This is a genomic window from Brachybacterium massiliense (assembly GCF_900184245.1).
Classification (GTDB): Bacteria; Actinomycetota; Actinomycetes; order Actinomycetales; family Dermabacteraceae; genus Brachybacterium; species Brachybacterium massiliense.
The window spans coordinates 1,728,137-1,753,882 of record NZ_FXXB01000008.1 but is presented as its reverse complement, the minus strand read 5'-3'; the positions used below and the strand labels follow the sequence as shown (position 1 = coordinate 1,753,882).

Annotated in this window: 19 protein-coding genes; 11 read left to right on the top strand and 8 right to left on the bottom strand. The window is 70.3% G+C overall.

Features of this window, described 5'->3' with window-relative positions; genetic code table 11:
• Positions 1–225: 225 nt before the first annotated feature.
• Positions 226–1,431, top strand: a complete 1,206-nt coding sequence (locus tag BN4251_RS17870; RefSeq protein ID WP_087486322.1) for an ROK family protein — start codon at positions 226–228, stop codon at positions 1,429–1,431.
• Here BN4251_RS17870 and BN4251_RS17865 read toward each other — a convergent pair.
• Entirely contained in the window at positions 1,361–2,407 is a 1,047-nt protein-coding gene (locus BN4251_RS17865) for a LacI family DNA-binding transcriptional regulator (protein ID WP_087486321.1), read from the bottom strand. The genes BN4251_RS17870 and BN4251_RS17865 overlap by 71 nt on opposite strands.
• A gap of 199 nt (positions 2,408–2,606) precedes the next feature.
• Here BN4251_RS17865 and BN4251_RS17860 point away from each other — a divergent pair, with 199 nt between their 5' ends.
• A complete protein-coding gene (locus tag BN4251_RS17860; RefSeq protein ID WP_087486320.1) occupies positions 2,607–3,590 on the top strand; it encodes an acetylxylan esterase in 984 nt (327 codons plus the stop codon).
• Complete coding sequence (locus tag BN4251_RS17855) at positions 3,587–5,584, top strand: alpha-glucuronidase (protein WP_212647632.1); 1,998 nt, start codon at positions 3,587–3,589, stop codon at positions 5,582–5,584. The genes BN4251_RS17860 and BN4251_RS17855 overlap by 4 nt, the downstream gene beginning before the upstream one ends.
• 129 nt (positions 5,585–5,713) lie before the next feature.
• Here the strand turns inward: BN4251_RS17855 and BN4251_RS17850 are convergent, their stop codons facing one another.
• The 4 genes from BN4251_RS17850 to BN4251_RS17835 all read right to left on the bottom strand — a co-directional run bounded on the left by BN4251_RS17850 (position 5,714) and on the right by BN4251_RS17835 (position 10,608).
• Positions 5,714–6,892 carry an endo-1,4-beta-xylanase gene (locus BN4251_RS17850; protein WP_087486318.1) on the bottom strand — a complete coding sequence of 393 codons (1,179 nt, stop codon included), beginning with the start codon at positions 6,890–6,892 and terminating at the stop codon, positions 5,714–5,716.
• A 101-nt stretch (positions 6,893–6,993) separates the two neighbouring features.
• Positions 6,994–7,920 carry a carbohydrate ABC transporter permease gene (locus BN4251_RS17845; protein ID WP_087486317.1) on the bottom strand — a complete coding sequence of 309 codons (927 nt, stop codon included), beginning with the start codon at positions 7,918–7,920 and terminating at the stop codon, positions 6,994–6,996.
• Positions 7,921–7,928: 8 nt separating this feature from the next.
• A complete protein-coding gene (locus BN4251_RS17840) occupies positions 7,929–8,903 on the bottom strand; it encodes an ABC transporter permease (RefSeq protein ID WP_087486316.1) in 975 nt (324 codons plus the stop codon).
• A gap of 34 nt (positions 8,904–8,937) precedes the next feature.
• A complete protein-coding gene (locus tag BN4251_RS17835; protein WP_087486315.1) occupies positions 8,938–10,608 on the bottom strand; it encodes an ABC transporter substrate-binding protein in 1,671 nt (556 codons plus the stop codon).
• 454 nt (positions 10,609–11,062) lie between these two features.
• On the opposite strand from BN4251_RS17835, the gene BN4251_RS17830 reads away from it, so the two are divergent.
• Positions 11,063–11,755, top strand: coding sequence for a DUF624 domain-containing protein (locus BN4251_RS17830; protein WP_087486314.1), 693 nt, complete (start codon positions 11,063–11,065; stop codon positions 11,753–11,755).
• Here BN4251_RS17830 and BN4251_RS17825 read toward each other — a convergent pair.
• Positions 11,724–12,959, bottom strand: coding sequence for an endo-1,4-beta-xylanase (locus BN4251_RS17825; protein ID WP_087486313.1), 1,236 nt, complete (start codon positions 12,957–12,959; stop codon positions 11,724–11,726). The two genes, BN4251_RS17830 and BN4251_RS17825, sit on opposite strands and share 32 nt — an antisense overlap.
• Complete coding sequence (locus BN4251_RS17820; RefSeq protein WP_087486312.1) at positions 12,956–15,355, bottom strand: glycoside hydrolase family 3 protein; 2,400 nt, start codon at positions 15,353–15,355, stop codon at positions 12,956–12,958. The genes BN4251_RS17825 and BN4251_RS17820 overlap by 4 nt, the downstream gene beginning before the upstream one ends.
• A gap of 364 nt (positions 15,356–15,719) precedes the next feature.
• Between BN4251_RS17820 and BN4251_RS17815 the strand changes: the two genes are divergently transcribed.
• From BN4251_RS17815 to BN4251_RS17800, 4 genes are read left to right on the top strand one after another with little or no spacing between them, the layout of a single operon-like run.
• Positions 15,720–16,943: a Gfo/Idh/MocA family protein gene (locus BN4251_RS17815; RefSeq protein ID WP_087486311.1), complete on the top strand. Its 1,224-nt coding sequence runs from the start codon at positions 15,720–15,722 to the stop codon at positions 16,941–16,943.
• Complete coding sequence (locus BN4251_RS17810; protein WP_087486310.1) at positions 16,940–17,749, top strand: ThuA domain-containing protein; 810 nt, start codon at positions 16,940–16,942, stop codon at positions 17,747–17,749. Before BN4251_RS17815 ends, BN4251_RS17810 begins: the two co-directional genes overlap by 4 nt.
• Positions 17,746–18,864 (top strand): Gfo/Idh/MocA family protein, encoded by a 1,119-nt coding sequence (locus tag BN4251_RS17805; protein ID WP_087486309.1) that lies wholly within the window; start codon positions 17,746–17,748, stop codon positions 18,862–18,864. Before BN4251_RS17810 ends, BN4251_RS17805 begins: the two co-directional genes overlap by 4 nt.
• A 22-nt stretch (positions 18,865–18,886) precedes the next feature.
• Complete coding sequence (locus BN4251_RS17800) at positions 18,887–20,041, top strand: Gfo/Idh/MocA family protein (protein ID WP_087486308.1); 1,155 nt, start codon at positions 18,887–18,889, stop codon at positions 20,039–20,041.
• Between the two features lie 55 nt (positions 20,042–20,096).
• On the opposite strand, the gene BN4251_RS17795 is transcribed toward BN4251_RS17800, so the two are convergent.
• Complete coding sequence (locus tag BN4251_RS17795; RefSeq protein ID WP_170932020.1) at positions 20,097–21,716, bottom strand: aspartate-alanine antiporter-like transporter; 1,620 nt, start codon at positions 21,714–21,716, stop codon at positions 20,097–20,099.
• A gap of 272 nt (positions 21,717–21,988) precedes the next feature.
• Between BN4251_RS17795 and BN4251_RS17790 the strand changes: the two genes are divergently transcribed.
• The 3 genes from BN4251_RS17790 (at position 21,989) to BN4251_RS17780 (ending at position 25,745) form a co-directional block, all read left to right on the top strand.
• The gene (locus tag BN4251_RS17790) at positions 21,989–23,074 is read left to right on the top strand and encodes a Gfo/Idh/MocA family protein (protein WP_087486306.1); all 1,086 of its coding nucleotides are present in this window, start codon (positions 21,989–21,991) and stop codon (positions 23,072–23,074) included.
• Between the two features lie 350 nt (positions 23,075–23,424).
• The gene (locus BN4251_RS17785; RefSeq protein WP_087486305.1) at positions 23,425–24,741 is read left to right on the top strand and encodes an extracellular solute-binding protein; all 1,317 of its coding nucleotides are present in this window, start codon (positions 23,425–23,427) and stop codon (positions 24,739–24,741) included.
• Complete coding sequence (locus BN4251_RS17780; protein ID WP_245810413.1) at positions 24,738–25,745, top strand: carbohydrate ABC transporter permease; 1,008 nt, start codon at positions 24,738–24,740, stop codon at positions 25,743–25,745. The genes BN4251_RS17785 and BN4251_RS17780 overlap by 4 nt, the downstream gene beginning before the upstream one ends.
• The last annotated feature ends 1 nt before the right edge of the window (position 25,746 follow it).

Genomic DNA, 25,746 nt, shown 5'->3' with positions numbered 1-25,746 from the left:
AGCCGAACTGGTCCTGGGCCTGCCAACCGGTGGTCCACAGGCCGAAGGAGAACTTGTCGTCGCGGGTGGGGGTGGGGGCAGTCATTCGTGGGCTCCTTCGTCGTTGAGCGGCCGTGCGCCGTTGTTAGTAAGTTACCGTAACTAACGCGGACATGCCAAGCTGTGCGCAGAACTTCCGGGGCGCGCACCGCGCGACCCCGTCGGGGCCGACGGAAGGGGGCACGGGTGCAGTCCGCACATCTGCGCGAGCACAACCTCTCGACGCTCCTGACCGCCCTCGCGGCCGCCTCGACCGTCGACTCCCCCACCTCGCGGGCGGGCCTGGCGAAGCTCACCCGCCTGACCAAGCCCACCGTCTCGAAGCTGATCGAGGAGCTCGTGGGCGCGGGCCTGGTCGAGGAGGGCGCACCGATCTCCGCCGGAGCCGGGCGGCCGATGGTGCCGCTGACCCCTGCGCGCGGCACGCTGCTGGCGATCGGGCTCGAGATCGCCGCGGACCATATCGCCTGCCTGGGCATCGACCTGGCCGGCCGGACGCTGAGCCACCACATCGAGTACCGCAAGGTCACCGCGGGCTCCGCCGAGGCCGCGATCGATCTCGCCGCCGAGCTGGTGGGCCTGGTGCGCGCCGAGGCGGGCGATCTGCCGACGGAGGGCGTGGTGGTCGCGGTGCCGGGTCGCATCGCGCCCGACGACGGCCGGGTGCTCTCGGCACCGAACCTCGACTGGACCGAGGTGCCGCTGGTGAGCCGCCTGCTGGCGCATCCCGAGCTCGAGGGCCTGGCCGTGCGGGCGCAGAACGACAACCGCCTCTCGGTGCTCACCGAGATCGATCACCGCCCGGGCGAGTCCTTCATCTATCTGCGCGGCTCGACCGGCATCGGCGGCGCGGTGGTGCTGGACGGCGCCCTGATGACCGGCGCGCACGGCTGGGCCGGCGAGTTCGGGCACACAGTGATCGAGCCCGGCGGCGCGAAGTGCCGCTGCGGCCGACGGGGCTGCCTGGAGGCCTACGTCTCGTATCACGCGCTGCGGGAACGGGCGGGGCTCGACGACGACGTGCTGATCGAGGATCTCGTCGAGGCGCTCTCTCGCACGAGCGACCGCACCGAGGTGATCGGCATGATCGGCCGCTCGCTCGGACTCGCGATCGCGAACGCGCTGAACGTGCTGGACCTGACCACGGTGGTTCTCTCGGGCTATCTCGCCCCGATCGCGGACGAGCTCGAGCCGGTGATCCGCGGGACGGTCGAGCGGCACGCCCTGGCGGCGGAGGCCGGACCGGTGCGCATCGAGCGCTCGGATGACTATGCCGACCCCGCCCTGCACGGCGCGGCGCGTGCGGCGCTGCAGCCGGTGTTCAGCGCTCCGGGGGCGTGGATCCTGGGGCGGCGGTCGACTCGCGCTCGATCAGATGGGTCTCGAGCTTGAAGGGGTGGGCGAACAGCCCCGGATCCGAGGACAGCGCGAGCAGCCGCTCGACCGCGACCTGCCCCATCGAGAACAGCGGCTGGCGCACGGCGGTCAGCTGCGGGTGGGTCCACTGGGCGATCATCGTGTCGTCGAAGCTGATCACGCTGAGCTGCTCGGGCACGTCCACCCCGAGGCGGCGTGCGGCGCTCAGGGCGCCCACGGCGAGGGTGTCTGCCACGGCGAAGATCGCGGTGGGCGGCTCGGGCAGCTGGAGCAGGCGCTCGGCGCCGCTCTGGCCGTCCTCGTAGGAGAAGTTCCCGTGCGCGATGAGCTCCTTCTCCCACACCACACCGGCCGCACCGAGCGCGGAGTGGTAGCCCTGCAGGCGCTGGCGGGCGGGGACGGAGTCCTTCGGGCCGGCGAGCACGCCGATGCGGCGGTGGCCGAGGTCCAGGAGATGCTGGACGGCGGTGCTGCCGCCCTCCCAGTTGGTGGCGGAGATGGTGACGATCCCGTTGACGTCGGGGTCGATCGAGACCGGGTCGATCGCGATCAGCGGCAGGCGCAGGTCCCTGCTCCAGCGGGCGTGCTGGGCGCCGATCGGGGTGGTCACCAGGATGACGCCCTCGACGCCGCGAGCGGCGGCATCGGCCATCCAGGCGCGGGTGAGACCGGCGGGGGTCTGGTCGCCGCTGATCACCAGCAGGTCCACGCCTGCGCGGTGGGCGGCCTGCTCGGCACCCTCGAGCACCTGGAGCGAGTACGGGCTGGTGAGGGTGTCGAAGTGGATCAGGGCGGAGCGGCGCCCGTCGGTCTCGCGGCGCTTGGGCTCGTAGCCGAGCTCGCGGGCGGCCTGGGCGACGGTCTCGCGGGTCGCCTGGCGCACGTCGGCGCGGCCGTTCATCACCTTGGAGGCGGTGGCCAGGGAGACCCCCGCCTTCTCCGCCACGTCCTTCAGGGTGACGCGCTCGCTGCGCGACTCGCTCTGCGCCATGTCCTCACCTCTTCCCTCCTCCGGCGGCACCGGCTCTGGCGCACCACCACGAACGGTATCCGGAGGACCAGGCCTTGACCGGCATCTCCGCCACACATAGCCTAAACCACGACGCAAGTTTCAGTAGCATTTTCGCCAGTTTCGCCCACCGGTGCGCGAGCACGCTCTCCGCCCGGTCCTCACTGTGGAGGCCACCCGTATGGCGCTGTTCGACATGCCCCTCGAGGCGCTGCGGGAGTACCGCCCGCAGCTCAGCGAGCCCGAGGATCTCATGCCCTTCTGGGAGCAGACTCTCTCGCAGGCGCGCGAGGCCTCCGACCCGCTCCTCGCGCTCGAGCGGGTCGACAACGGCCTGACGCTGATCGACACCTGGGATGTCACCTTCGCCGGGCACGACGGCTCCCCCATCCGGGCCTGGTACAACCGCCCCGCCGGGGTCGAGGCGGAGCTGCCGGTGGTGGTCGAGTACCTCGGCTACGGCGGCGGTCGCGGCGAGCCCCTCGAGCGCCTCGCCTTCGCCGGGGCCGGCTACGGGCACCTGGTGATGGACACCCGTGGGCAGGGCTCCACCTGGGGAGCGGGCGGCCACACCGCCGATCCGGCCGGTTCCGGCCCTGCCGCCTCCGGGGTGATGACCCGCGGCGTCGCCTCCCCGCACACCTCCTATCTCACGCGCCTGTTCACCGATGCGGTGCGCGCCGTGGACACGGCCCGCCAGCTGCCCGGTGCGGACGGCCGCATCGCGCTGACCGGCAACAGCCAGGGCGGCGGGCTCGCGCTCGGCACCGCCGGGCTGGTGCCGGAGGTCGACGCCCTGGTCAGCAACGTCCCCTTCCTCACCCACATGCGCCGCGCGGTCGAGATCACCGATGCGGATCCGTACCAGGAGATCGTGCGCTACCTCGCGGTGCACCGGGAGCTCGAGGAGCAGACCTTCCGCACCCTGTCCTACGTCGACGCCCTCCACCTGGGCCGCCGTGCGACCGCGCCGGCGATGTTCTCGGTCGCGCTGCGGGACGTGATCTGCCCGCCCTCGACGGTGTTCGCCGCCCACAACCTCTACGGCAGCGCCACCGACGCGGAGCCCGAGCGGGAGATGGTCATCTACCCCTACAACAACCACGAGGGAGGCGGCCCTGCTCAGCAGCGCCGTCAGCTCGACTGGCTGCGAGATCACCTGTGAGCGCAGTGATCGAGGATTTCGCCTGGCTCGGTGCGCAGGCCGCCGCGCGCCTGCCCCGCGAGGTGGACCTGCAGGCGGGCGGGCCGCTCGCCGCGACCGTCCGCGCCGAGATCGCTCGCCTGCGCGCGCTCGCGGAGGGGGCCGACGGATCCCTGGTGCTACACGATCCGGCCACGGCCCGCGCGGCGGGGATCGACGACGGGGTGCTCGCGCAGCTCGCCGCCGCGGGCGAGGAGTCCTTCGCCCTGCGGTCCGACGGCGAGCGCCTCCTCGTCGCCGGCGGCGACCGGGGCCTGCTGCACGGCTTCTACGCGGTGCTGCTGGGCCTCGGGGATTCCGCGAGCGAGGACTGGTCGCTGCGCTGCCCCGCGCAGCCCATCCGGATGCTCGACCACTGGGACAACATGACCGTCCACCCGGTGATGGGGCAGGTCGAGCGCGGGTATGCCGGGGGCTCCCTGTTCTACGAGCACGGCGAGCTGCGCGAGGATCTGCGCCGAGTGGAGCACTACGCGCGCCTGCTCGCCGCCGTGGGCATCAACCGGGTCTCGCTGAACAACGTGAACGTCCACGCCCACGAGGCCACGCTGCTGACCACGCGCCTGGACCAGGTGGCGCGCCTCGCGGAGATCTTCCGCGCCCAGGGCATCTCGGTGCTGCTGTCGGTCTCCTTCGCCTCGCCGCGCCTGCTGGGCGGGCTGGAGACCTCCGACCCGCTGGACATCGAGGTGCAGGACTGGTGGCGGCGCGCCGCCGACGCGGTCTACGCCGCGATCCCGGACTTCGGCGGCTTCGTGGTCAAGGCCGACTCGGAGGGCCAGCCCGGGCCGTTCGCCTACGGCCGCGACCATGCCGATGGCGCGAACCTGCTGGCCCGGGCTCTGGCCCCGCACGGCGGGGAGGTGTTCTGGCGGGCCTTCGTCTACGACCACCACCAGGACTGGCGCGATCGGCGCACCGACCGGGCGCGCGCCGCGCACGATCACTTCGCCCCGCTGGACGGCCACTTCGACGAGAACGTGATCGTGCAGGTCAAGCACGGCCCGATGGACTTCCAGACTCGCGAGCCGGTCTCCCCCGTGATCGGCGCGATGCCCCGCACCCGCCTCGCCGTCGAGATGCAGGTGACCCAGGAGTACACCGGGCAGCAGAAGCACCTGTGCTACCTCGCGCCCTGGTGGAGCGAGAACCTGCGCTTCCCCTTCGGTGAGGAGGAAGCCGGGGCGCCCACGCTCGCCGAGCTGGTCGCGGGCACCGCGGAGCATCCGGGTGGGCTGGTCGCCGTCTCGAACGTCGGGGCCGACGAGTTCTGGACCGGGCACCCCCTCGCCCAGGCGAACCTGTTCGCGCTGGGACGCCTGGCCTGGGACCCGCAGCTCGACCCCGCACGGATCCTCCAGGAGTGGATCGAGGCGACCTTCGGCACCGACCCCCTGGTGGGTGAGGTGCTGGGCGAGCTGCTGATCGAGTCGTGGCAGCTGTACGAGCAGTACACCGCCCCGCTCGGGGTGGGGTTCATGGTGCGGCCCGGCCACCACTACGGCCCCGACGTGGACGGCTACGAGTACACCCCCTGGGGCACCTACCACTTCGCGGACCGCGACGGCATCGGCGTGGATCGCAGCGTCGCCACCGGCACCGGCTTCGCCGGTCTGTTCCCCGAGCCGTGGGCCTCTCGCTACGAGGACGTGCGCACCTGCCCCGACGAGCTGCTGCTGTTCTTCCATCACGTGCCGTACACGCACCGGCTGCACAGCGGCAAGACCGTCATCCAGCACATCTACGACTCGCGGGCCGACGCCTACGAGCAGGTGCTCACGCTGCGCCCGCGCTGGCAGGAGCTCGCCGGGCGCGTCCCGTCGGCCCTGCACCAGCGGGTGGAGGAGCTGCTGCGCGAGCAGGAGCGCTCCGCGGAAGAATGGCGCGATCAGCTGCGCACCTACTTCTACCGCGCCTCCGGCATCCCCGACGCGAGCGGGCGACCGATCTACTGACCCCGGCTCCTCCGGGAGGCCGAGCGCCGAGGGAGTCGGCGCAGAACAGCGGGGGCCGTGCCGTGGCACCGCCCCCGCTGCTTCCTGCACAGGCCCGTCGTCCCTGGGGGCCGACGGCCTCAGGCGCTCTCAGCGCCGCAGCGCCGGGTGCCCTGCCCGTCCGCTCGCCTCAGCGAGCGCGTCCTGCACCGCGTAGTAGGCGGGCTTGCGGGTGAAGTCGTCCCACAGCACGGTCGCCGCGCCCTCCCCCGGGAAGGTGCCCGGCACCCACGAGTACTTGTCGAGCACACCCCACAGGGTCAGGGAGTCGCAGCCGTCAACGGCCAGCGCCGCCTCGGTGGCGCGGCGGTAGTAGTCGGCCTGCTGTTCGAGCTGCGCCTGCGTCGGCTCCCCGCCGTCCGGCAGATCCATGCGCACGTCGAGCTCGGTGATCGCGGTCTGCAGGCCGAGGTCGGCGAAGCGCTGGAGGTTCTCCGCGAGATCGCCGGGGAAGCCGTAGCGGATCGACAGATGGCCCTGGGTGGAGAAGCCGTGGATGGGCACGCCGTCGGCGAGCAGGTCCTGGATCAGCGTGTAGTAGGCATCGGACTTGGGGTTGATGCCGTCGACGTTGTAGTCGTTGAAGAACAGCAGCGCCTCCGGATCCGCCTCGTGCGCCCAGCGGAAGCAGTCGGCGATGATCTCGGTGCCGAGCTCGCGCAGCCAGATGTTCCCCTCGAGCCGCAGCTGCGCATCGTCGTCGAAGATCTCGTTGACCACATCCCACTGCTGCATCCGGCCGGCGTAGCGGCTCACCACGGTGGTGATGTGGTCTTTCAGGATCTCGCGCAGCTGCTCGGGGCTGTAGTCGCCCTCCGCGAGCCAGGCAGGGTTCTGGTTGTGCCACATCAGGGTGTGGCCGCGCACCACCTGGCCGTTCGCCTCGGCGAAGTCCATGATCGCGTCCGCGTCCTCGAAGGCGTAGACGTCCGGCGCAGGGCGCAGGTGGTCCCACTTCATCTGGTTCTCCGCCGAGAGCGAGGTGAACTCCGCGGCGAGCACCTCGCGGTAGGGCTCATCGCTCGTGAACGGGTCGGGATAGTCCTGCTCGGTGTGGTGCCCGCCGCCCGCGACAGCGCAGCCGATCTTCAACGTGCTGCCTGCGGCGAAGGCGAGGTTGTCCTTCTTGGCCAGGCCCGGAGGTTTCGTCTGCCCGTTGCCGGGCGGCTTCTTCGGTCCTCCGCCCCGTCCGGGGGCGGCGGCTGCCGGTGCGGCGGCGGCCATCGTGGTGGCCACTGCTCCGGCGGTGAGGATCTCGCGGCGTCTCATGGGTCTCCTTCGACATCGTCGTCTGATCTGCATGGTTCGGGACTGCCACTTCTCGTGCAGGCGCCCCGCCCGCCACCGAGGGCCGACGGGGCGCCGGGGACTCAACCCTTCACAGAGCCGAGCATGATCCCCGAGACGAAGTACCGCTGCACGAACGGGTACACGCACAGGATGGGGATCAGGATCAGGATCATCGTCACCGACTGGATGTTGGCGTTGATGTCGCTGACCGCGGAGCCGGAGGCCGCAGCGCCCTCCGACGCGGCGGTCGAGGCGCCGGCGATCAGGTTCCTCAGGAACAGCGTCACCGGGAACAGGTCCGTGCGATCCAGGTAGAGGAAGGCCGCGAACCAGTCGTTCCAGTACTGCACCGAGTAGAAGAGCACCATCGTGGCGATCACCGCCTTGGACAGCGGCAGCGTGATCCGGAAGAAGATCCCGAACCAGCTCAGGCCGTCGATGTGCGCCGCCTCCTCGAGCTCGGTGGGAAGGTTCTCGAAGAACGCCTTCATCACCAGCAGGTTGAACACGGACAGCGCCGGCGGGAGGATCACCGCCCACATGGTGTTCTTCATGCCCAACGAGGAGATGAGCACGTAGTTGGGCACGATGCCGCCGTTGAAGAACATCGTGAACACGGCGATGCCGATCAGCAGGCTGCGACCGCGCAGATGCTTCTTCGAGAGCACGAAGGCGTACGTGGTGGTCAGCACCATCGCGATGGTCGTGCCGAGCACCGTGTAGACCACAGTGTTGCCGTAGCTGCGCCAGAAGCTGTCGTTGTTGGCGACGGCGCGGTACGTGTCGATGTTGAAGTCGACGGGGAAGAGGTTGACCTTCCCGGCGCTGATCGCACCGGCCGAGCTGAACGACTGCGCCAGCAGCATGATGAACGGGTACAGCATCACCGCGCACATCAGCAGCAGCGCGATGGTGTTCACGGCCGTGAAGACCTTGTAGGACCTGGAGTCCTTGATGCGGGAGGACCGCGAAGCCGCCGCCGACTTGCGCGGTCGCTCCGGGGCCATAGCTTCGATCACCACAGGCTCGTCCCCACCAATCGTCTCGAGATGTAGTTCGCGGACATGACCATCGCGAATCCGATGATGGCCTGGAACAGACCGATGGCCGCCGCATAGCTGAGGTTGTTGGACACCAGACCCACGCGGTACAGGTACGTCGAGATGACATCACCGGTCGAGTAGGTCATGGGGTTGTACAGCAGCAGCACCTTCTCGAACCCGACGTTGAGGAAGTTGCCGATGTTCAGGATCAGCAGCGTGATCATCGTGGGGCGGATCCCTGGGATGGTCACGTGCCAGGTCTGCTGCCAGCGGTTCGCGCCGTCGATGCGTGCGGCCTCGTAGAGGGCGTCGTCCACGGCGGTGAGCGCGGCGAGGTAGAGGATCGTCCCCCAGCCGACGGTCTGCCAGGCCTCGGAGGCCACGTAGATGAACCGGAACCACTCGGGCTTCTGCAGGAAGGCGACCGGGTCGCCGCCGAAGGCCTCGGTGATCTGGTTGACCGTCCCCTGCAGCGAGAGCAGCTGGTAGACCATGCCCACCACGATCACGACCGAGAGGAAGTGCGGCAGGTAGCTGATCGACTGGACGATCTTCTTGAAGTGCTTGCGCCGCACCTCGTTGAGCATCAGCGCGAGGATGATCGGCAGCGGGAAGCAGACCACGAGGGTCATCGCGCCGATGATCACCGTGTTCGAGAAGACGTTCCAGAACGCGGGGTCGCGGATGAACATGTCGACGTAGAGGGTTCCCACCCACTCGTCGCCGAAGATGCTCCCGCCTGGGCGGAAGCGTCGGAAGGCGATCACGTTGCCGAGCATCGGCACGTACCGGAAGATCGCCAGGAAGATCAGCGGGAGGATGGCGAAGGTGTACAGCGGCCAGTCCCGCCGCAGTGCACGCTTCCACCCTCCCGGACGGCGTTTGGGGGCCGGGGGCCGCGGCGCAGGCTCCTGCGCCGCGACCTCCCGGGTCTCCGTGATGGTCATGAGCTCCCCTCCTCCTCAGTCGTCGTGGAGCCGCTCACCCGGCCCCCTCTTCGAACCGCTTGCGCGCACCGTTGAGCAGCTCGAGATAACGGGGAAGACCGGCCGCTTCGAGCTCGCCGACGAAGGCATCCCACTCGCCCATGTCCCGCTCGCCCATGATGAACTGCAGCGTCGCAGTGTCCACCGCGTCCTTGATCGGGGTCGCCAGGAGCGAGGCCTGCTCGAGCTCCATCTCGTCGAGCGGCGCCGGCGGGTAGGGCTCGCGGGGCGTGCGCGTGGTGAGCACGTCGTCGATGTACTGGACGAACGCGTCGGTGCTGTAGGACTCCTTGAGCGCCCGGGACTCGGTGGACTCCGCGGGGAAGGTCGAGTAGCCGAGGTCCACCTTGATGTCGGTCTCGCCGTCGGGGTTGATCGCGTAGTCGTCGAGGGAGAACTCGGGCTTCAGCTCGATGGATCCGTCGTCGGCCTTGGTGAAGTGGACGTCCTTCTCGCCCCAGCGCAGCATGTCCCGTGCCTCCGGGTTGAAGTACAGCCAGTCCACGAACTGCAGGGTGGCCAGGAAGTTCTCCGACTGGGTGACCTGCGAGCTGAGCATGAAGCCGTGCCAGAAGTTGCGCGGCTCGATGTTCTCGCCCGCAGGGCCGGCGGGCGGTGGGATGAGGGCGACGTCGTGGTTGCCCTCACCGACCGTCTCGTTCAGCGCCTGCGCGAACTCGATCGCGGTGCCGGAGGAGCCCGAGGCCGCGAAGCAGGTCTCGTTCGCGAACTTCTCGTCGACGCCCGCCGCGCCGCTGCCGTCGTTGGAGGCGGTGAGGGACTCGCGGTCCAGCAGGCCCTCCTCGACCAGGGTGCGGAAGAACTCGACCATCTGCTTGTACTCGTCGGTGGTCGCCGCGTAGACGAACTCGCCACCGTTGTCGATCATGCCGTCGCCGAAGCCCCAGCCGGCCTTGGTGCCGAAGGCGTGGGAGGCGTAGTTGAGCATGGACTGCGCCTCGAAGCCGTCCGCGAGCGGGGTCGCGTCCGGGTACTCCTCCTTGATCATCCGCAGGCCCTCGTGCAGCTCCTCCCAGGTGTTGGGCACCGAGCCGGTGAGCTCCTCGAACACATCCTTGCGGACCACGAGGCTGAAGACGGGGACGGAGACCTCCTGCAGGCCAGGCATCATGTAGTACTTGCCGTCGGCCTGCTTGATGTTCTCGATCATGTCGGCCAGGTCCCACTCCTGGACGTACTTCTGGAAGTTGGGCATCTTGTCCGCGTAGTCGCTCAGCGGCACCACGGCGCCGGAGGAGACGAACGGGGCGTCCTCACCGGTGTAGACCAGCGGGATCAGGGTGGGTGCATCGCCGGCGCTGATCAGCAGCGAGCGCTTCTCGGTCGCATCGCTGAAGGGGATGTGCGTCAGCGTGATCTCGACGTTGGTGAGCTCCTTGATGTGGTCGAAGAGCCGCCAGGTGTCCTCGACCGGGACCTCGGGCCAGTCGGTCCACAGCATGCTGACCTGCATCGGCTCGGTCGCCTTGAACTGCATATCGGCCGCGTAGTCATCCATCGCGCCGACGTTCTGGGTCTCGAGATCGACCTCTTCGGCGTCGCCGGAGCCGCAGGCGGCCAGCGCCACGGTGGCGAAGGCCGCGGCCGAGAGGCCGACGAAGCTGCGTCGGCTGGGAGCGAAGGGGAAGGTGCGGGGCGTCGTCATTGCCGTCTCCTCATCAGGGTCAGTGCCACGACCGGTCGGTGCGGCGAGGGTGAAGCTGTTCGATCCGGTGCTGCAGGTGCGTCGACACGGGATCCCTCACGTCACCGTGGAGGTGCCCGATCGTGCCGGACGATCCGTCTCGTGCGAGCTGCTCTCGCCGGCGGCTGTACCGGGGAGTTGCCGAGACTTTCGTCAAGCTTTCGTTGCTGGCCTTAACTTAACCGCCGATGTGACCTCGGTCAAGAACTTCACGAAAACACGCAGGCACCCGTCGAGGCTCCTGCGACCCAGCTGCGACCAGGAAGATTGCGGGCCATCAGGAGTCATCACCCCCACACAGGGGCGACGCCCCAAGGTCACAGTCCTGCAACTTCAGCTCGACAAGGGCCGAAAGTTTCGGGCATACTGGGGGGTGTCGTGTCCGGCGGCACTCCGTACGTCTCCAGGAGGAGCAATGACGCCACCTCGTCGCCCGCGCGGCCTGTTCATCGATCTCACCGAAGGGGTCTACTGGTTCCTCGCGCTCGACGTGCTGCTGGTGCTCGCCTCGGCGCCCACGCTGGTGCTGTGGACGGTGATGTCGCCCGGCCCGATGAGCTCGCTGCTGTTCGTGCTCGGAGCCTTCCCGCTGCTGCCCGCGCTGGCCGCAGGGCTCTACGCCTGCCGTGCCTGGCGCGAGGAGCGGGAGCTGACTCCGGCCCGCCATGTCCTCAAGGGCTACCGGCTGAACGCGGCGGACAGCCTCAAGGTCGGCATGCCGGTGCTGCTCGTGCTCGCCCTGCTGGCCTTCAACCTCACCTCCGCCGGGGCGGCGGCGAACCGGCTGCTGACCATCGTGCTGCTGGTGGCAGGCGCGGCCGCGCTGCTGGTGCTCGCACGAGTGCTCTCGATCGTGTCGACCTTCAGCTTCCGGGTGCGCGACGTGTACCGGCTCGCGGCCTTCACGCTGCTGGTCAGGCCGCTGTCCACGCTCGCGCTGCTCTCGCTGGGCGTGCTGGTGCTGGGCATCGTGCTGCTGGTGGGCGAGTTCCTGCTGCTGTTCACGGCCTCACTGCTGGTGTTCGCGCTGTGGGCCTCGGAGCGACCCGTGGTGCAGCTGCTCACCGAGCAGTTCGTCAGCCCCGCGGTGCCGGACGAGGTCGCCTGAGCTCCTGCTCCCCGCCCCCTCGGGGGATCGTGAGCGGGATGCTCTCCCCGTCGAGCTCGAGGACGTACTCGCCGGCGAAGCCGTGCAGTGCCAGCACGCCGTCTCCGTCGGCGTGCACGGCGTGCCCGTCCACCCACCATTCCTCGCGGATCAGGGAGCGCAGGGTGTCATAGCTCGGCTTGGGCGTGCCGTCGGCCCGCACCAGACCGGCGGGCGCGCCGAGCCAGGCACCGGCGTCCCCCATCCCCCAGTAGGTCAGCGACTCGACCGCGGGCTGGGCGAGCACGGTGCGGTAGTGGCGCTCGATCTCGTCGGCCTGTCGCGCCTCGCCCTCCTCCGTGGAGGGCCAGGAGTCCACCACGTAGTCGTTGAGATCCACGATGTGGCCGGGCATGATCTCGCCCGAGAGCAGGGTGGTCTCGGTGAGCTGGAGCGGCAGGCCGAAGCGGGAGAAGCGCTCGATGACCTCGGCGATCTGCTCCTCGCCGCGGTAGCCCTGGTGCATGTGGGTCTGCAGCCCGATCGCGTCGATCTCGAGCCCGGCCTCGAGGCACTCCTCGATCACGTCCTCGAAGGCCGAGGACAGATCGAAGTCGTTGAGCACCAGGCGGGCCGACGGGTCGGCGGCGCGCGCCGTCTCGAAGGCGAGGCGCACCACCTCCATGCGGCCGCGTGCCTGCGCGAGACGCGTGACGGCGTTCTCCTCGGCCTCGAACACCGGCAGGATGACGGTCTCGTTGATCGCATCCCACTGCTCGATGAGGCCCGCGAAGTCGGTGGCCTCGCGGGTGATGCGCTCACGGATCAGCCGCTCGACCTCTGCGTCGTCCTTCTCCAGCAGCCACGTGGGGGCAAGCGTGTGCCACAGCAGCGGGTGCCCCTTCAGGCGCACCCCGTGGCCGCGCAGCCCCTCGGCCAGGCGCAGCAACCGGTCGGTGTCCGGCTGTCCCGGAGCGGTCTCGAACCACCGCCAGTAGAAGGGCAGGGTAGCCATGTTGAACAGGTCCAGCCACAGCCGGGTGTGCTCGTCGGGCTCCTCGGGACGCAGCTCGAAGGCCGAGCAGCCGAAGCCGAAGGTGTGACTGACCTGCGTGAGGCGGGCGTCCTGGCCCGCGCGGGCCTGGCCGTGCTCGTCGAGGATCCTCAGGCGGAGGGTCTCGACCCGTCCGCCCGGTGCTGTGCGGGGCGTGCGAGTCGTGGTCACTGCTCGCTCCCGCCGGTCGCGACGGCGGCGCCGGCCGCCGCGCCCTGGGTCGCGCCGCGCAGGGCCACGGGTGAGACCGTGACAGGCGTCCGCAGCTCGGCCCGGCCGGGCTCGACCACCCGCACCTCGCCGCCGATGCGGAAGGAGCCCTCGAGGGTGACGTCCTCGCTCGAGGCGCCCAGGCGCACGCGGAACTCGCCGGGCTCGACGATGCGCTGCAGGTCGGGGCCGGTGAACGAGGTGCGGTCGGCGTGGAGGCTGAAGCTCACGCGGGTGCTCTCGCCGGCGGCGAGGCCCACCTTGGTGAAGCCGACCAGGCGCTTGAGCGGGCGCACCACGCTGGCCACCGGGTCGCTGAGGTAGAGCTGGACGACCTCCTGACCGTCGCGGTCGCCGGTGTTGGAGACGGTCGCGGAGATCTCGACGGTGCCGTCGCCGGCGATCTGCTCGGCGGAGATCGCCAGGTCGGTGTACTCGAACCGGGAGTAGCTCAGACCGTGCCCGAAGGGGAACAGCGGCTTGGGGTCGAGGTTGGAGATGCCGTCGCTGACCCAGGCGAGCACGGGGGCGAGGTAGGTGCCGGGCTGACCGCCCACACCGTTCGGAATGCCGATGGGCAGGCGGCCCGAGGGGTTCACGCGGCCGGAGAGGACGCCGGCGATCGCGCTGGCCCCCTCCTCGCCGGGCATGAAGGCCTGGATGATCGCGCGGGCACGGCCGGCGTAGGCGCCGAGCGAGTAGGGACGGCCGGTGACCAGCACCAGCACCACGGGCGTGCCGGTCGCGAGCACCGCCTCGACCAGCTCGTGCTGCGCGCCGGGCAGGCGCAGGCTCTCGACGTCGCAGCCCTCGCCGGAGGTGCCGGCGCCGAACAGGCCCGCGAGGTCGCCCACCGCCAGCACGGCCAGCTCCGCGGCCTGCGCCGCGGCGACGGCCTCGGCGATCTGGGAGGTGTCACCGTCGGAGAAGCCGGTTCCGCCGACGGTGGTGATCGCCGACTGCGGGAACTCCGCGGTGAGCGCATCGGTGAGGGTCGGGACGTCGACCGAGCTGCCGTTGTCCTCGAGGCGGGAGAGGACGTGGTTGGTGAAGCTGTAGCAGCCCAGGAAGCTGCGAGGCTGCACGGCGGCCGGTCCGATCAGGGCGATCGAGGCGGGGGCGCCGCCGTCGGCCGGAGCCGCGAGCGGCAGCAGGCCCTCGGGGTTGTCCAGCAGCACGATGGACTCCTCGGCCATGCGCCGCGCGAAAGCGCGGTTCTCGGCGGAGTCCAGGTCGAGCACCTCGCCGGTGGCGCCGGCGTCGAACTCGGGATCGAGCAGGCCCAGCTCGACCTTCTGGCGCAGGATGCGGCGCACGGCGGTGTCGAGCACCTGCTCGTCGAGCTCGCCCTCGCGCACGGCGGCGACCAGGTGCGGGTACGCGGTGCTCTCGGGCAGCTCGATGTCCAGCCCGGCGCTGAGCGCCGCGATCGCCGCGGCCCGGTCGTCCTCGACCACGCGGTGCATGGACTGCAGGAAGCTCACGGCCCAGTAGTCGGCGACCACGGTGCCGTCGAACCCCCAGGTGTCGCGCAGCAGATCGGTCAGCAGCCAGCGGCTCGCGGCGGGCGGGGTGCCGTCCAGGTCCGCGTAGGAGTTCATCACCGCGCCCACCTCGCCGTGGCGCACCGCCATCTCGAAGGGCACCAGGTCGATGTCGTGCAGCTCGCGCATGCCGATCGAGACGGGAGCATGGTTGCGGCCCGCGCGGGAGGCGGCGTGGCCGGCGAAGTGCTTGAGGGTGGCGATCACGCCGGAGGACTGCAGGCCGCGCACATACTCGGTGGCGAGCATGCCGGTGAGGTAGGGGTCCTCGCCCATCGTCTCCTCGATGCGGCCCCACCGGTAGTCGCGCACGATGTCGAGCACCGGGGACAGACCCATGTGGGCGCCCATCGCGCGCATGTCCGCGCCGATGCGCCGCGCCATCTCGCCGATCAGCTCGGGATCGAAGCTCGCTCCCCACGCGATCGCGGCGGGGTAGGTCGTGGCGCCGTGCGCCATGACGCCGGTCAGGCACTCCTCATGGACCAGTGCCGGGATCCCGTGCGGAGAGCCGGAGACCACGGCCTGCTGCATCTTCCGCAGGTTCTCGACGCCCTCCTCGGGCTCGAGCGCCGCGCTGCCGTAGGGGCGGGTGAGGTGCCCCAGCCCGCCCTGGACGGCGGCGTCGAAGGGATCTCGGCCCTCCTCGAAGGTGGACTGCATCGGGGCGAAGCCCTCCGCATCGCCCAGGGTGGGGCGCTTCCAGTAGCTGCCCAGCTGGGCAGTCTTCTCCTCGAGGCTCAGCTCCGCGAGCAGCGCCTCGACGCGCTCCTCGGTGCTGCGGCTCCGGTCGTTCCACGTCGGAATGGTCATGACGCTCCTTCGCACGGCCCGTGACGGTCGCGCGCGAGCGGCCGACGGCGGCGTCGGTCCCGGTCGCCACGAGGCACGCCCCGGAGGCAGTTTCAGTTTGGGTTTAGCAATCTTTTCGCTTGCTTTCGGTAGCGTGAGCGTACGACAGCAGGGATGATGGGGTCAACAGTCACCGTCCGCTAGGCTGTGACGAGGACCGCTGCCCCGCCGAGAATCCGGTGCGGAAAGCGCTCCTTGCTCGCTCATCCGTCGAGAGGCGAGAGGCTCGGCGCCGACGCCGCACCACGGCGCCCGCCCCTCCCCCGCGAACCGCGACAGCCCCGAACCCACACCGAAACTTTCACTCAGGAGCAGTGCTTCACCGATGACCACCACGCACGACCGCGCGGGCACCCTGAACGTAGGCATGATCGGCTACGGCTTCATGGGCGCCGCCCACTCGCATGCCTGGCGCAATGCCCACCGCTTCTTCGACCTGCCGCTGACCCCGCAGCTGCGCACCCTCTCCGGCCGCACGGAGAGCGCCGTCGTCGAGGCGGCTGAGCGCTACGGCTTCGCGCAGACGACCACCCGCTGGCAGGACGTCATCGAGGATCCCGAGATCGACGTGGTCGACATCTGCACCCCCGGCGACACCCACTACGAGATCGCACTGGCGGCGCTCGCGGCGGGCAAGCACGTGCTGTGCGAGAAACCGCTGGCGAACTCGGTGGCGCAGTCCGAGGAGATGACCGCGGCGGCCCAGCAGGCCCGTGCACAGGGCGTCCGCTCGCTCTGCGGCTTCTCCTACCGTCGCACCCCGGCCTTGGCCTACGCCCGGCAGCTGATCGGCGAGGGCGTCGTGGGCGAGATCCGCCAGATCCGCGCCCAGTACCTGCAGGACTGGCTCTCCGATGCCGACGCCCCGATGACCTGGCGCCTGAACAAGGAGCTCGCCGGCTCCGGCGCGCTCGGCGACATCGGCGCCCACATCATCGACCTCACCCAGTGGCTGACCGGCCAGCAGATCGCGGAGGTCTCCGGGACGCTGCAGACCGTGGTCCCCACCCGCCCGTCGGCCGGCACCTCGCAGGGCCTCGGCGGGCGCGGCGATGTCTCCGGCGCGCGCGAGCAGGTCACCGTCGATGACGTCGCCCTGTTCACCGCCCGCTTCGACTCGGGCGTGCTGGGCTCCTTCGAGGCCACCCGCATGGCGCAGGGCCGCAAGAACGCGATGCGCGTGGAGATCAACGGCTCGGCCGGCTCGGTCGCCTTCGACTTCGAGCGGATGAACGAGCTCGAGGTCTACGACGCGACCGCCCCGGGCGGCCGCCAGGGCTTCACCCGCGTCCTGACCACCGAACCCGAGCACCCCTACGCCGCGAACTGGTGGCCCACCGGGCACGGCCTCGGCTACGAGCACACCTTCACCCACCAGATCGCCGATCTGGTCACGGCGATCGGCGAGGGCACCGACCCGTCGCCGTCCTTCGAGGAGGCGCTGCAGGTGCAGCGAGTCCTCGACGCCGTCGAGGCCAGCTCCGAGGCCGGCTCCCGCTGGCAGAGCACCGATCCGCAGTCCACCACCGCCCAGGAGGGCACCCGATGACCGAGCAGAGCACCACCGCCCCCACGACCGACGACGCCGTCGAAGCGCCGAACGCCTCCCGTGTGGCGCTCGTCGTGCGCGGCGGCTGGGACGGCCACCAGCCGATCGAGGCGACCGACATGTTCCTCCCCTTCCTCGAGGAGAACGGCTTCGCCGTGCGCATCGAGGACTCCCCCGCGATCTACGCGGATGCGGAGTACATGGCCACGGTCGATCTGATCGTCCAGTGCAACACCATGAACACCATCGAGCGGCCCCAGTTCGAGGGGCTGCGCGCCGCGATCGAGGCGGGCACCGGCATGGCCGGCTGGCACGGAGGCATCGCCGACTCCTACCGCAACGAGTCCGACTACCTGACCCTGATCGGCGGCCAGTTCGGCTGCCATCCGGGCAAGCACCCCGAGGAGCGCACGGGCGAGCAGTCGGACAACTACGTCCCCTACACGGTGAACATGCTGCCCGCGGCGGCCTCGCACTACATCACCGAGGGGATCACCGACTTCGACCTGGTCACCGAGCAGTACTGGGTGCTGGCAGATGACTACTGCGATGTGCTGGCGACGACCACGCAGAAGGTGCGCGAGTGGGATCCGTGGACCCGCGAGATCACCTCGCCGGCGCTGTGGACCCGACAGTGGGGCGAGGGCCGCATCTTCGTGACCACGCCCGGCCACCGGGTCGAGGTGCTCGAGGACCCGAACGTGCGCACCATCATCGAGCGGGGCATGCTCTGGGCCGCGCGCGGCTCCGAGCAGCCCTACGGCGGCCACGGGCGTCCGGCCGTGACGAAGGAGGCGTCCCTGTGAAGATCGGGATGATCGGCTGCGGGGTCATCTCGCGGCAGTACCTCGACAGCTTCGACACGCTCCCCGACGTGCAGCTGGTGGCCGTCGCGGATCTGGACCCCGCCCGTGCCGCCGCGGCGGCGGAGGGCCGTGAGGGCGTGCGCGTGCTGACGGTGGACGAGCTGATCGAGGACGCCGAGGTGGACACGATCCTGAACCTCACGATCCCTGCGGCGCATGCCGAGGTGGATCTGAGGGCGATCGCGGCGGGCAAGAACGTGTACTCGGAGAAGCCTTTCGCGGTGACCACGCAGGAGGGCGCCGAGGTGCTCGCCGCGGCGCAGGCCGCGGGTGTGCTCGTCGGCTCCGCCCCGGACACGGTGCTGGGCACCGGCACCCAGACCGCTCGCGTCGCGATCGACGAGGGCGTGATCGGCATGCCCACCGCGGCGATGGCGACGATGGTGTGCCCGGGCCATGAGCGCTGGCATCCGCAGCCGGACTTCTACTACGTCCCCGGTGGCGGGCCGCTGCTGGACATGGGCCCCTATTACATCCACGCGCTGGTCACCCTGCTGGGCCCGGTCTCCGCGGTGATCGGGGCGGCCAGCCGCCCGCACGAGACCCGCACCATCGGCTCGGGCCCCCGCGCCGGGGAGGTGATCCCGGTCAGCACCGACACCCATGTCACCGGTGTGCTGGTGCATGAGTCCGGGGTGCTGTCCACGCTGGTGATGAGCTTCGACGCGGTCGCCACCTCGGCCCATCCGATCGAGGTCCATGGCACGCAGGGCACCCTCGCGGTACCCGATCCGAACCATTTCGACGGCGAGGTGACGGTGCGTCGGCTGGCCGGTGAGGGCTGGGAGGCTCTGCCCGTCGGCGGCGGCTACGTGGGTGCGGGGCGCGGCATCGGCCTGCAGGACATGGCCGTGCGCGGCCGGGAGCTGCGGGCCAGCGGCGAGCTGGGCCAGCACGTGCTCGAGGTGATGAACGCGGTGCTCGAATCCGCGCACAGCGGCTCCCGCCTCGAGATCGCGAGCACCGTGTCCCGCCCCGAGGCGGTCGCGCTCACCGAGCTCACCGCCGCAGAGCCTGCCGCGGAGCCCGCCACGACGCAGTCCGCTGCCTCCTGAGCGCCCCGGAAGGACGCTGACCATGCTCTCGATCGGCATCATCGGCACCGGGAACATCTCCCGTGCCCATCTGCACGCCTACCTCCAGTTCCCCGAGGAGGTGCAGGTCGTGGCCCTGGCGGACATCGAGCCCGGCAAGGCCGAGACCGCCCGCGCCGAATTCGCCCTGGACGGGGCCCGGGTGTACGAGGACGCGACCACGATGCTCGCCTCGGAGAACCTGGACCTGGTCTCGATCGCCACTCCCCCGGGCACGCACTGCGAGCTGAGCGTCCAGGCGCTCGAGGCCGGGGTGCACGTGATCGTCGAGAAGCCGATGGCGCCCTCGCTCGAGGAGTGCGATCGGATGCTCGAGGCCCAGCGCCGCTCCGGGAAGCTCCTGTCGGTGATCGCGCAGAACCGGTTCCGGGACGACATGGCCCAGCTCAAGGCCGTGCTCGACTCCGGCCGGATCGGCCGCATCGCCCATGCCCGCATCGCCTCGGCGTGGTGGCGCGGACGCGCCTACTACGACCTGTGGTGGCGCGGCACCTGGGCCTCGGAGGGCGGCGGCCCCACCCTGAACCACGCGATCCACCACATCGACCTGGCGCTGTGGCTGCTGGGCCGGCCGCAGGCGGTGGCGGCGATGATGACCAACGCCGGCCATGACAACGCCGAGGTGGAGGACCTCTCGGTGGCGCTGCTGCAGTACGAGCGGGGCCTCGCGGAGCTCACCAGCTCCGTGGTCCACCACGGCGAGCAGCAGGAGATCATCGTCCAGGGCGAGCACGCCCGGATCGGGCAGCCGTGGTCGGTCGCGGCCGAGACCGCCCGCCCCAACGGCTTCCCCGAGACCGGCGGCGATGCGGAGCTGGTCGCCGAGCTCGAGGCCCTCGCCGCGGGCCACGCCCCGCTCGAGCACACCGGTCACACCGGCCAGCTCGGGGACGTGATCGCCGCGATCCGTGAGGGTCGTGCGCCGCTCGTGGACGGGGAGGCCGGCAAGCGCGCGATCGAGCTGGTCACCGCGATCTACGCGGCGGCGATCGAACGTCGCACCATCGATCTGCCGATCACGGCGGAGAACCCCTGGTACCGCTCCGAGACGCTGCTGGAGCGCGCCCCGCGCTTCTACGAGAAGACCGCCTCGGTGCGCTCCCAGGAGGGCGAGGCCATCATCGGTCCCACCCACTGAGCCGCTGCCGACGGGGCGGGCCGCTGGGCCCGCCCCGTCGCAGCGCGCCCCGTAGTCACAGGTTCCAGATGACCGGGACCAGCAGGATCTTCACCACGATCGAGAAGGCGAACAGGGTGGCGTAGGCGGCCTCGATCCGCTCGTCGGCCGCCTTGGCGTTGGCCGCCTCGAGCACCGCGGGCTGCCCGAGGAACCCGGCCACCGCGCCCGCCGCCCGGGGCGCGGAGAGGTCCAGCACCCAGCGCGCGGCGATCAGCAGGGCGAGGCAGCTCAGCAGCGCCACCACCGCGGAGAGCACGGCGGCCCGCCAGGCGGTGGGCGAGGCGAGCATCTGCGCGAACTCGGGTCCCGCCGTCAGGCCCAGCCCTGCCAGGAACAGCAGCAGGCCCAGCTGGCGCAGGGTGCGATTCGCGCTGCCGGGCAGGGCCCACACCACGGGTCCGGTGCGGCGCAGCGCGCCCAGCACCATGCCCACCAGCAGCGGCCCTGCGGCCGGGCCGAGGGCGAACATGCCGCCGCCCGGCATCGGGAAGGACAGCAGACCCAGCGCCACGCCGAGCACCAGCCCGAGTCCGAGGGAGAGCACGTCCAGCTCCCCGGCCTTGCGGTCGGAGTCGCCGAGGAAGGAATGGACGGCATCGAGCCCGCGACGGTCCACCACCACGGCGATGCGATCCCCTGGCTCGAGCACGAGGTCGTCCCGGGCGAGGAGCTCGAGGTCGCCGCGCCGCACCCGGGTCACCACCGCGCCGAAGCGCACCGGGAGGTTCAGCTCGGCGATCGAGCGGGAGGCGAGATCAGGGTTGGAGACGGTCAGGCGCGTGAACTCCACCAGGGAGCGGTCGTGGGCGATGTGCTGGTCGCTGGTCTCGCCCAGCTCCTCGGTGACGGCACGGACCTGGTCCGGCATGCCGACGGCGACCACCTCGTCCCCCTCCAGCAGGTCCTCTCCGGGCACGATCACGCGCACCCGCCCTTCGCGGCGCAGGTAGGAGAAGCGCACCAGCTGCTCGTGCCACTGGGGCACATCGCGCAGGTTCACCGAGCGCTGCACGCGCACCGTGGTCGAGGACAGGCTGGTGCCGGCCCGCGCCGGGGTGTCCCTGCGTCCCGGCCAGGCGCGGCTCACCACGGCAGAGACCAGCACGATCCCGACGATCACACCGATCGGGTAGCCGAAGGAGTACCCGACCGAGGGGCCGCCGGTGCCGGTGAGGCGGGCAGCGGCATCCAGCGCCGGGGCGGCGGTGAGCGCACCGGTGAACAGACCCAGCGACAGGTCCCGCGCCAGTCCCAGCACCTGCCCGAGCGCGAGGGTCGCGGCCGCCGCCAGGACGGTGCTGACCGTCGCGGCGGCCAGCAGCGAGAGCTGACGGTTCAGGGTGCCGAAGAAGGCGGCGCCCGCGGAGATGCCGACGGTGTAGACGAACAGGGCCAGTCCGAGGGTCTGGACGATCTCCATGCCCTCGCCGAGGTGCGGGGCGATCGCGGACAGCGCCAGACCCGTGAACAGCGCGCCGGCGGCGCCGAGGCGGATCCGGCCGAAGGGGATCGCGCCGAGCACGGCGCCCGTGGCGACGACCAGGAACAGCGTGAGGAGCGGGCTCCCCTCGAGGGCGGCGATCACGGTGAACCTTTCAGGGCCCGCGGCCAGGCACCGGGTGGGTGCGCGCATCGCGCGGGCACCGCTGTGTGGACTGGCCACCCACGATAGCCCCGGGGTGGGGCGCTGCGGCAGCAGGCTTGGGCGAGGTCACTGCCCCGCCGCCCCGTCGGCCGCACCTGGCAACATCCGGCACCTCTCACCCGAGCTCCTGGTGATGCAGGACACTGACATCGAAGCCACCCTGCGGCGCCCTGCGTCCGCCCGCGACGACGCGGTCCATCATCCGCGCTCGATCGGCCGGGACCGCGCCCGCGCCGCACCCTCGATGGAAAGGACATCCCATGGCTGTCTCCGAAGGAGCCGACTACGCCCCCGACTCGATGCCGCAGCCGGTGGTCGAGCCCGGGGAGTTCGTCTTCGCCGCGATGCACCTCGACCACGGCCACATCGGCGGCATGACGCAGGGCCTGCTCGACGCGGGCGGCACCCTGAAGTGGGTCTACGACACCCAGCCCGAGCGGGCCAAGGCCTTCCAGGAGAAGTTCCCGCAGGTGAAGATCGCCTCGAGCGAGGAGGAGGTGCTCTCCGATCCCGAGGTGCTGCTGGTCGCCGCCGCCGCGATCCCGGTGGAGCGCGCGCCGCTGGGCATCCGTGTGATGGAGGCCGACAAGGACTACTTCACGGACAAGGCCCCGCTGATCAGCCACGAGCAGCTCGCCGAGGCGAAGGCCGCGGTGGAGCGCACCGGCCGGAAGTACGCGGTCTACTACTCCGAGCGGATCCACGTGGAGGCCGCGGTGCTGGCCGGGCAGCTCATCGAGCGCGGCGCGATCGGCAAGGTGCTGCAGGTGCAGGGGATGGGCCCGCACCGCATCGGCGATCCCGCAACCCGCCCGGACTGGTTCTTCGAGCGCGCGAGCTACGGCGGCATCCTCACCGACATCGGCAGCCACAACTTCGAGCAGATGCTCACCTTCACCGGCTCCGAGGACGGGGAGATCCTCTCCTCCTCGATCGGCAACTTCGGCAACCCCGAGCACCCGGAGCTCGACGACTACGGCGATGCGCACATCGCGCTCTCGAGCGGCGCCACCGGCTTCGTGCGCGTGGACTGGTTCACCCCCAAGGGCCTGCGCACCTGGGGCGACGGGCGCACCTTCATCCTCGGCACCGAGGGCTACATCGAGCTGCGCAAGTACATCGACGTCACCACGGACAACGGCGGCGGCCAGGTGATCCTCGTCGATGCCGAGGGCGAGCACCGCCTCAACGCCACCGGCGCGGTGGGCTACCCCTTCTTCGGCGAGCTGATCCTCGACGTGCTGCACCGCACCGAGAACGCGATGACCCAGGAGCACGCCTTCAAGGCCGTCGAGCTCGCGCTCGATGCGCAGCAGCAGGCCCGGGAGCTGACCGGCCGCGCCTGAGCCGCCCGGCGCGCCTCCCGCGCCGTCGGCGCCCGAGCACTCCGCACGACGCCCCCGCCTCCCGCCGCACGCGGCGGGAGGCGGGGGCGTCTCGTCGTGCGCCCGCTCTCCCGCACCGCAGGACATCGGACGACTCGCGCTGCGGCACGAAAGTTTTCTTCCCTTCTCGCCCACACCCTCCACCACCGCACCCCGCGCAGCACCCTGCGACGACGCTGGCCATCTGCCGCCTGGACCTCCTGGATCCGATCCCGCTTGACCCAGGGCGGGAAGCAGGATTTACTACTGCCTACCGACATTAGTTTCCGAAATCTTTCTGTAGAGTGTCGGACCGTGATCTGGAGGCAGCAATGATGCAACCCACTCGCCGCGCAACTCTCGCGGGCCTCGGCCTGACGATCCCCGCCCTGGCAGGCCTCAGCGCCTGCGGCGGCGGCACGCAGCCCAGCGGCGGGGGCGGCTCTCCGTCGAGTCTTTCCGTCTGGGCCCTGACCGGCGCGAAGCAGGACACCTACGAGCAGTCCTTCAACGCCTGGAACGAGGCGAACCCCGACAACGAGTTCTCCATGGAGTTCTTCGCGAACGACTCCTACAAGGAGAAGATCCGCACCGCGATCGGCTCGGGCAACGCCCCCACCCTGGTGTTCAACTGGGCCGGCGGCACGCTGGCCGACTACGTCGCCAACGGCTCCGTCGTGGATCTCTCCGGCAAGGTCGATGACGTGCTCGGCCGCACGATCGAGTCGATCGGTCAGGTGGGCCAGGTGGACGGCGCCCAGTACGGCGTCCCCAACAACGACACCCAGCCGGTGATCCTCTACTACAACACCGCGCTGTTCGAGGAGCACTCGGTCACCCCGCCCACCACCTGGGACGAGCTGATGACCGCCGTGGAGACCTTCTCCTCCGCCGGGATCACCCCGATCTCCCTGGCCGGTCAGAGCGTGTGGCCCGAGCTGATGTACATCCAGTACCTCACCGACCGCATCGGCGGCGAGGGCGTGTTCCAGAAGGCCGTGGCCGGCGAGGCCGATGCGTGGTCCGATCCCGCGATCACCTCGGCGCTCGAGTCGATCATCGAGCTGGTGGACGCCGGAGCCTTCGGCAACGCCTTCGGCTCCGTCTCGGCCGACGCAGGCGCCGACGCCGCCCTCGTGCACACCGGCCAGGCCGCGATGCTGCTGCAGGGCAGCTGGGTCTACGGCACCTTCAAGCAGGACGCCCCGGACTTCGTCGCCGACGGCAACCTCGGGTTCCTCAACTTCCCGGCGATGGACGGCGGCGCGGGCGATCCCGCGAACGTGGTCGGCAACCCCGCCAACTACTGGTCCGTCTCCGCAGATGCGGACCCGGAGGTCCAGGAGCTGGCCATCCAGTACCTCAACGAGTTCAACCTCAACCAGGAGATGGTGGACAGCTTCCTGGCGATGGGCGCGATCCCGGCCGTGGCCGGTCTCGAGGACTCCTTCGCGGGGCTGGACGACGAGGACTTCCTCTCCTTCGCCTACGACATGGTGCTGAACGCCCCGCACTTCCAGCTCTCCTGGGACCAGGCCCTGGCCCCGGCTCCCGCGCAGGAGCTGCTGAACAACCTCTCCCGGATCTTCCTGGGCGAGATCCAGCCGGATGAGTTCGTCACCAACATGAACGCGACGCTGGACGCATGACCGCCGGGCAGTCGAACGCACCCGTCCACGGTGCCGCCGCTGCCGACCCCGCCGCCGCCTCGCCCGAGGGCACCACGCCCTCCCGCGAGGCGGCCCGCGGACCCGTCGGCTCCCCGCGCGGCCGGCGCAACCAGCTCAGGACCGCACCCAGCAACTGGCTGCTGGTGCCCGCGCTGAGCTTCTTCGGCGTCTTCGCGCTGCTGCCCCTGGCGGGCGTGGTGGTGCTGTCCTTCTTCGCCTGGGACGGCCTGGGCACCCCCGAGTTCGCCGGCCTGGACGCCTGGTTGCACGTGTTCCAGAACCCCGTCACGCTCAACGCCATGTGGCTGACGCTGCTGATGACGGTGCTGAGCTACGCAGTCCAGTTCCCCCTCAGCCTGCTGCTGGGGACCTTCATGGCCGGGCACCAGCGCTACCGCGAGGTGTTCTCCATCCTGTACTTCCTGCCGCTGCTGTTCTCCGCGGCGGCTGTGGGCATCGCTTTCAAGGCGCTGCTGGACCCGAACTTCGGCATCTCCCGCGCCTTCGGTCTGGACTTCCTGCGCCAGGACTGGCTGGGCTCGCCGAACTTCGCCTTCTACACGGTGATCATGGTGATCTCGTGGTCGTTCGTGCCGTTCCACTCGCTGCTGTACCAGGCCGGGGTGCGGCAGATCCCGAAGTCGATGTACGAGGCCGCGACCCTCGACGGCGCCGGCCGTGTGCGGCAGTTCTTCTCCGTGACCCTGCCGCAGCTGAAGTACACCATCGTCACCAGCTCCACCCTGATGCTGGTGGGCTCGCTGACCTACTTCGACCTGGTGTTCATCCTGACCATGGGCGGGCCGGGCAATGCCACGAGGATCCTGCCGCTGGACATGTACCTGACCGGTTTCCGCTCCTACCAGATGGGTCCGGCCAGCGTGATCGCCGTGATCCTGGTGGTCGTGGGACTGACCCTGTCGCTGATCCTGAACCGCATCTCGGGTGCGGATCGCATGGAGAGCCAGATGGAGGGCGCCTGAG

What these genes read in the sequence shown, in the direction of transcription:
- BN4251_RS17830 (WP_087486314.1), top strand. Translation starts at nt 11,063, where the DNA reads ATGACGCCACCTCGTCGCCCGCGCGGCCTGTTCATCGATCTCACCGAA.
- BN4251_RS17785 (WP_087486305.1), top strand. Translation starts at nt 23,425, where the DNA reads ATGATGCAACCCACTCGCCGCGCAACTCTCGCGGGCCTCGGCCTGACG.
- BN4251_RS17810 (WP_087486310.1), top strand. Translation starts at nt 16,940, where the DNA reads ATGACCGAGCAGAGCACCACCGCCCCCACGACCGACGACGCCGTCGAA.
- BN4251_RS17820 (WP_087486312.1), bottom strand. Translation starts at nt 15,355, where the DNA reads ATGACCATTCCGACGTGGAACGACCGGAGCCGCAGCACCGAGGAGCGC.
- BN4251_RS17860 (WP_087486320.1), top strand. Translation starts at nt 2,607, where the DNA reads ATGGCGCTGTTCGACATGCCCCTCGAGGCGCTGCGGGAGTACCGCCCG.
- BN4251_RS17865 (WP_087486321.1), bottom strand. Translation starts at nt 2,407, where the DNA reads ATGGCGCAGAGCGAGTCGCGCAGCGAGCGCGTCACCCTGAAGGACGTG.
- BN4251_RS17800 (WP_087486308.1), top strand. Translation starts at nt 18,887, where the DNA reads ATGCTCTCGATCGGCATCATCGGCACCGGGAACATCTCCCGTGCCCAT.
- BN4251_RS17790 (WP_087486306.1), top strand. Translation starts at nt 21,989, where the DNA reads ATGGCTGTCTCCGAAGGAGCCGACTACGCCCCCGACTCGATGCCGCAG.
- BN4251_RS17780 (WP_245810413.1), top strand. Translation starts at nt 24,738, where the DNA reads ATGACCGCCGGGCAGTCGAACGCACCCGTCCACGGTGCCGCCGCTGCC.
- BN4251_RS17840 (WP_087486316.1), bottom strand. Translation starts at nt 8,903, where the DNA reads ATGACCATCACGGAGACCCGGGAGGTCGCGGCGCAGGAGCCTGCGCCG.
- BN4251_RS17850 (WP_087486318.1), bottom strand. Translation starts at nt 6,892, where the DNA reads ATGAGACGCCGCGAGATCCTCACCGCCGGAGCAGTGGCCACCACGATG.
- BN4251_RS17835 (WP_087486315.1), bottom strand. Translation starts at nt 10,608, where the DNA reads ATGACGACGCCCCGCACCTTCCCCTTCGCTCCCAGCCGACGCAGCTTC.
- BN4251_RS17815 (WP_087486311.1), top strand. Translation starts at nt 15,720, where the DNA reads ATGACCACCACGCACGACCGCGCGGGCACCCTGAACGTAGGCATGATC.
- BN4251_RS17795 (WP_170932020.1), bottom strand. Translation starts at nt 21,716, where the DNA reads ATGCGCGCACCCACCCGGTGCCTGGCCGCGGGCCCTGAAAGGTTCACC.
- BN4251_RS17845 (WP_087486317.1), bottom strand. Translation starts at nt 7,920, where the DNA reads ATGGCCCCGGAGCGACCGCGCAAGTCGGCGGCGGCTTCGCGGTCCTCC.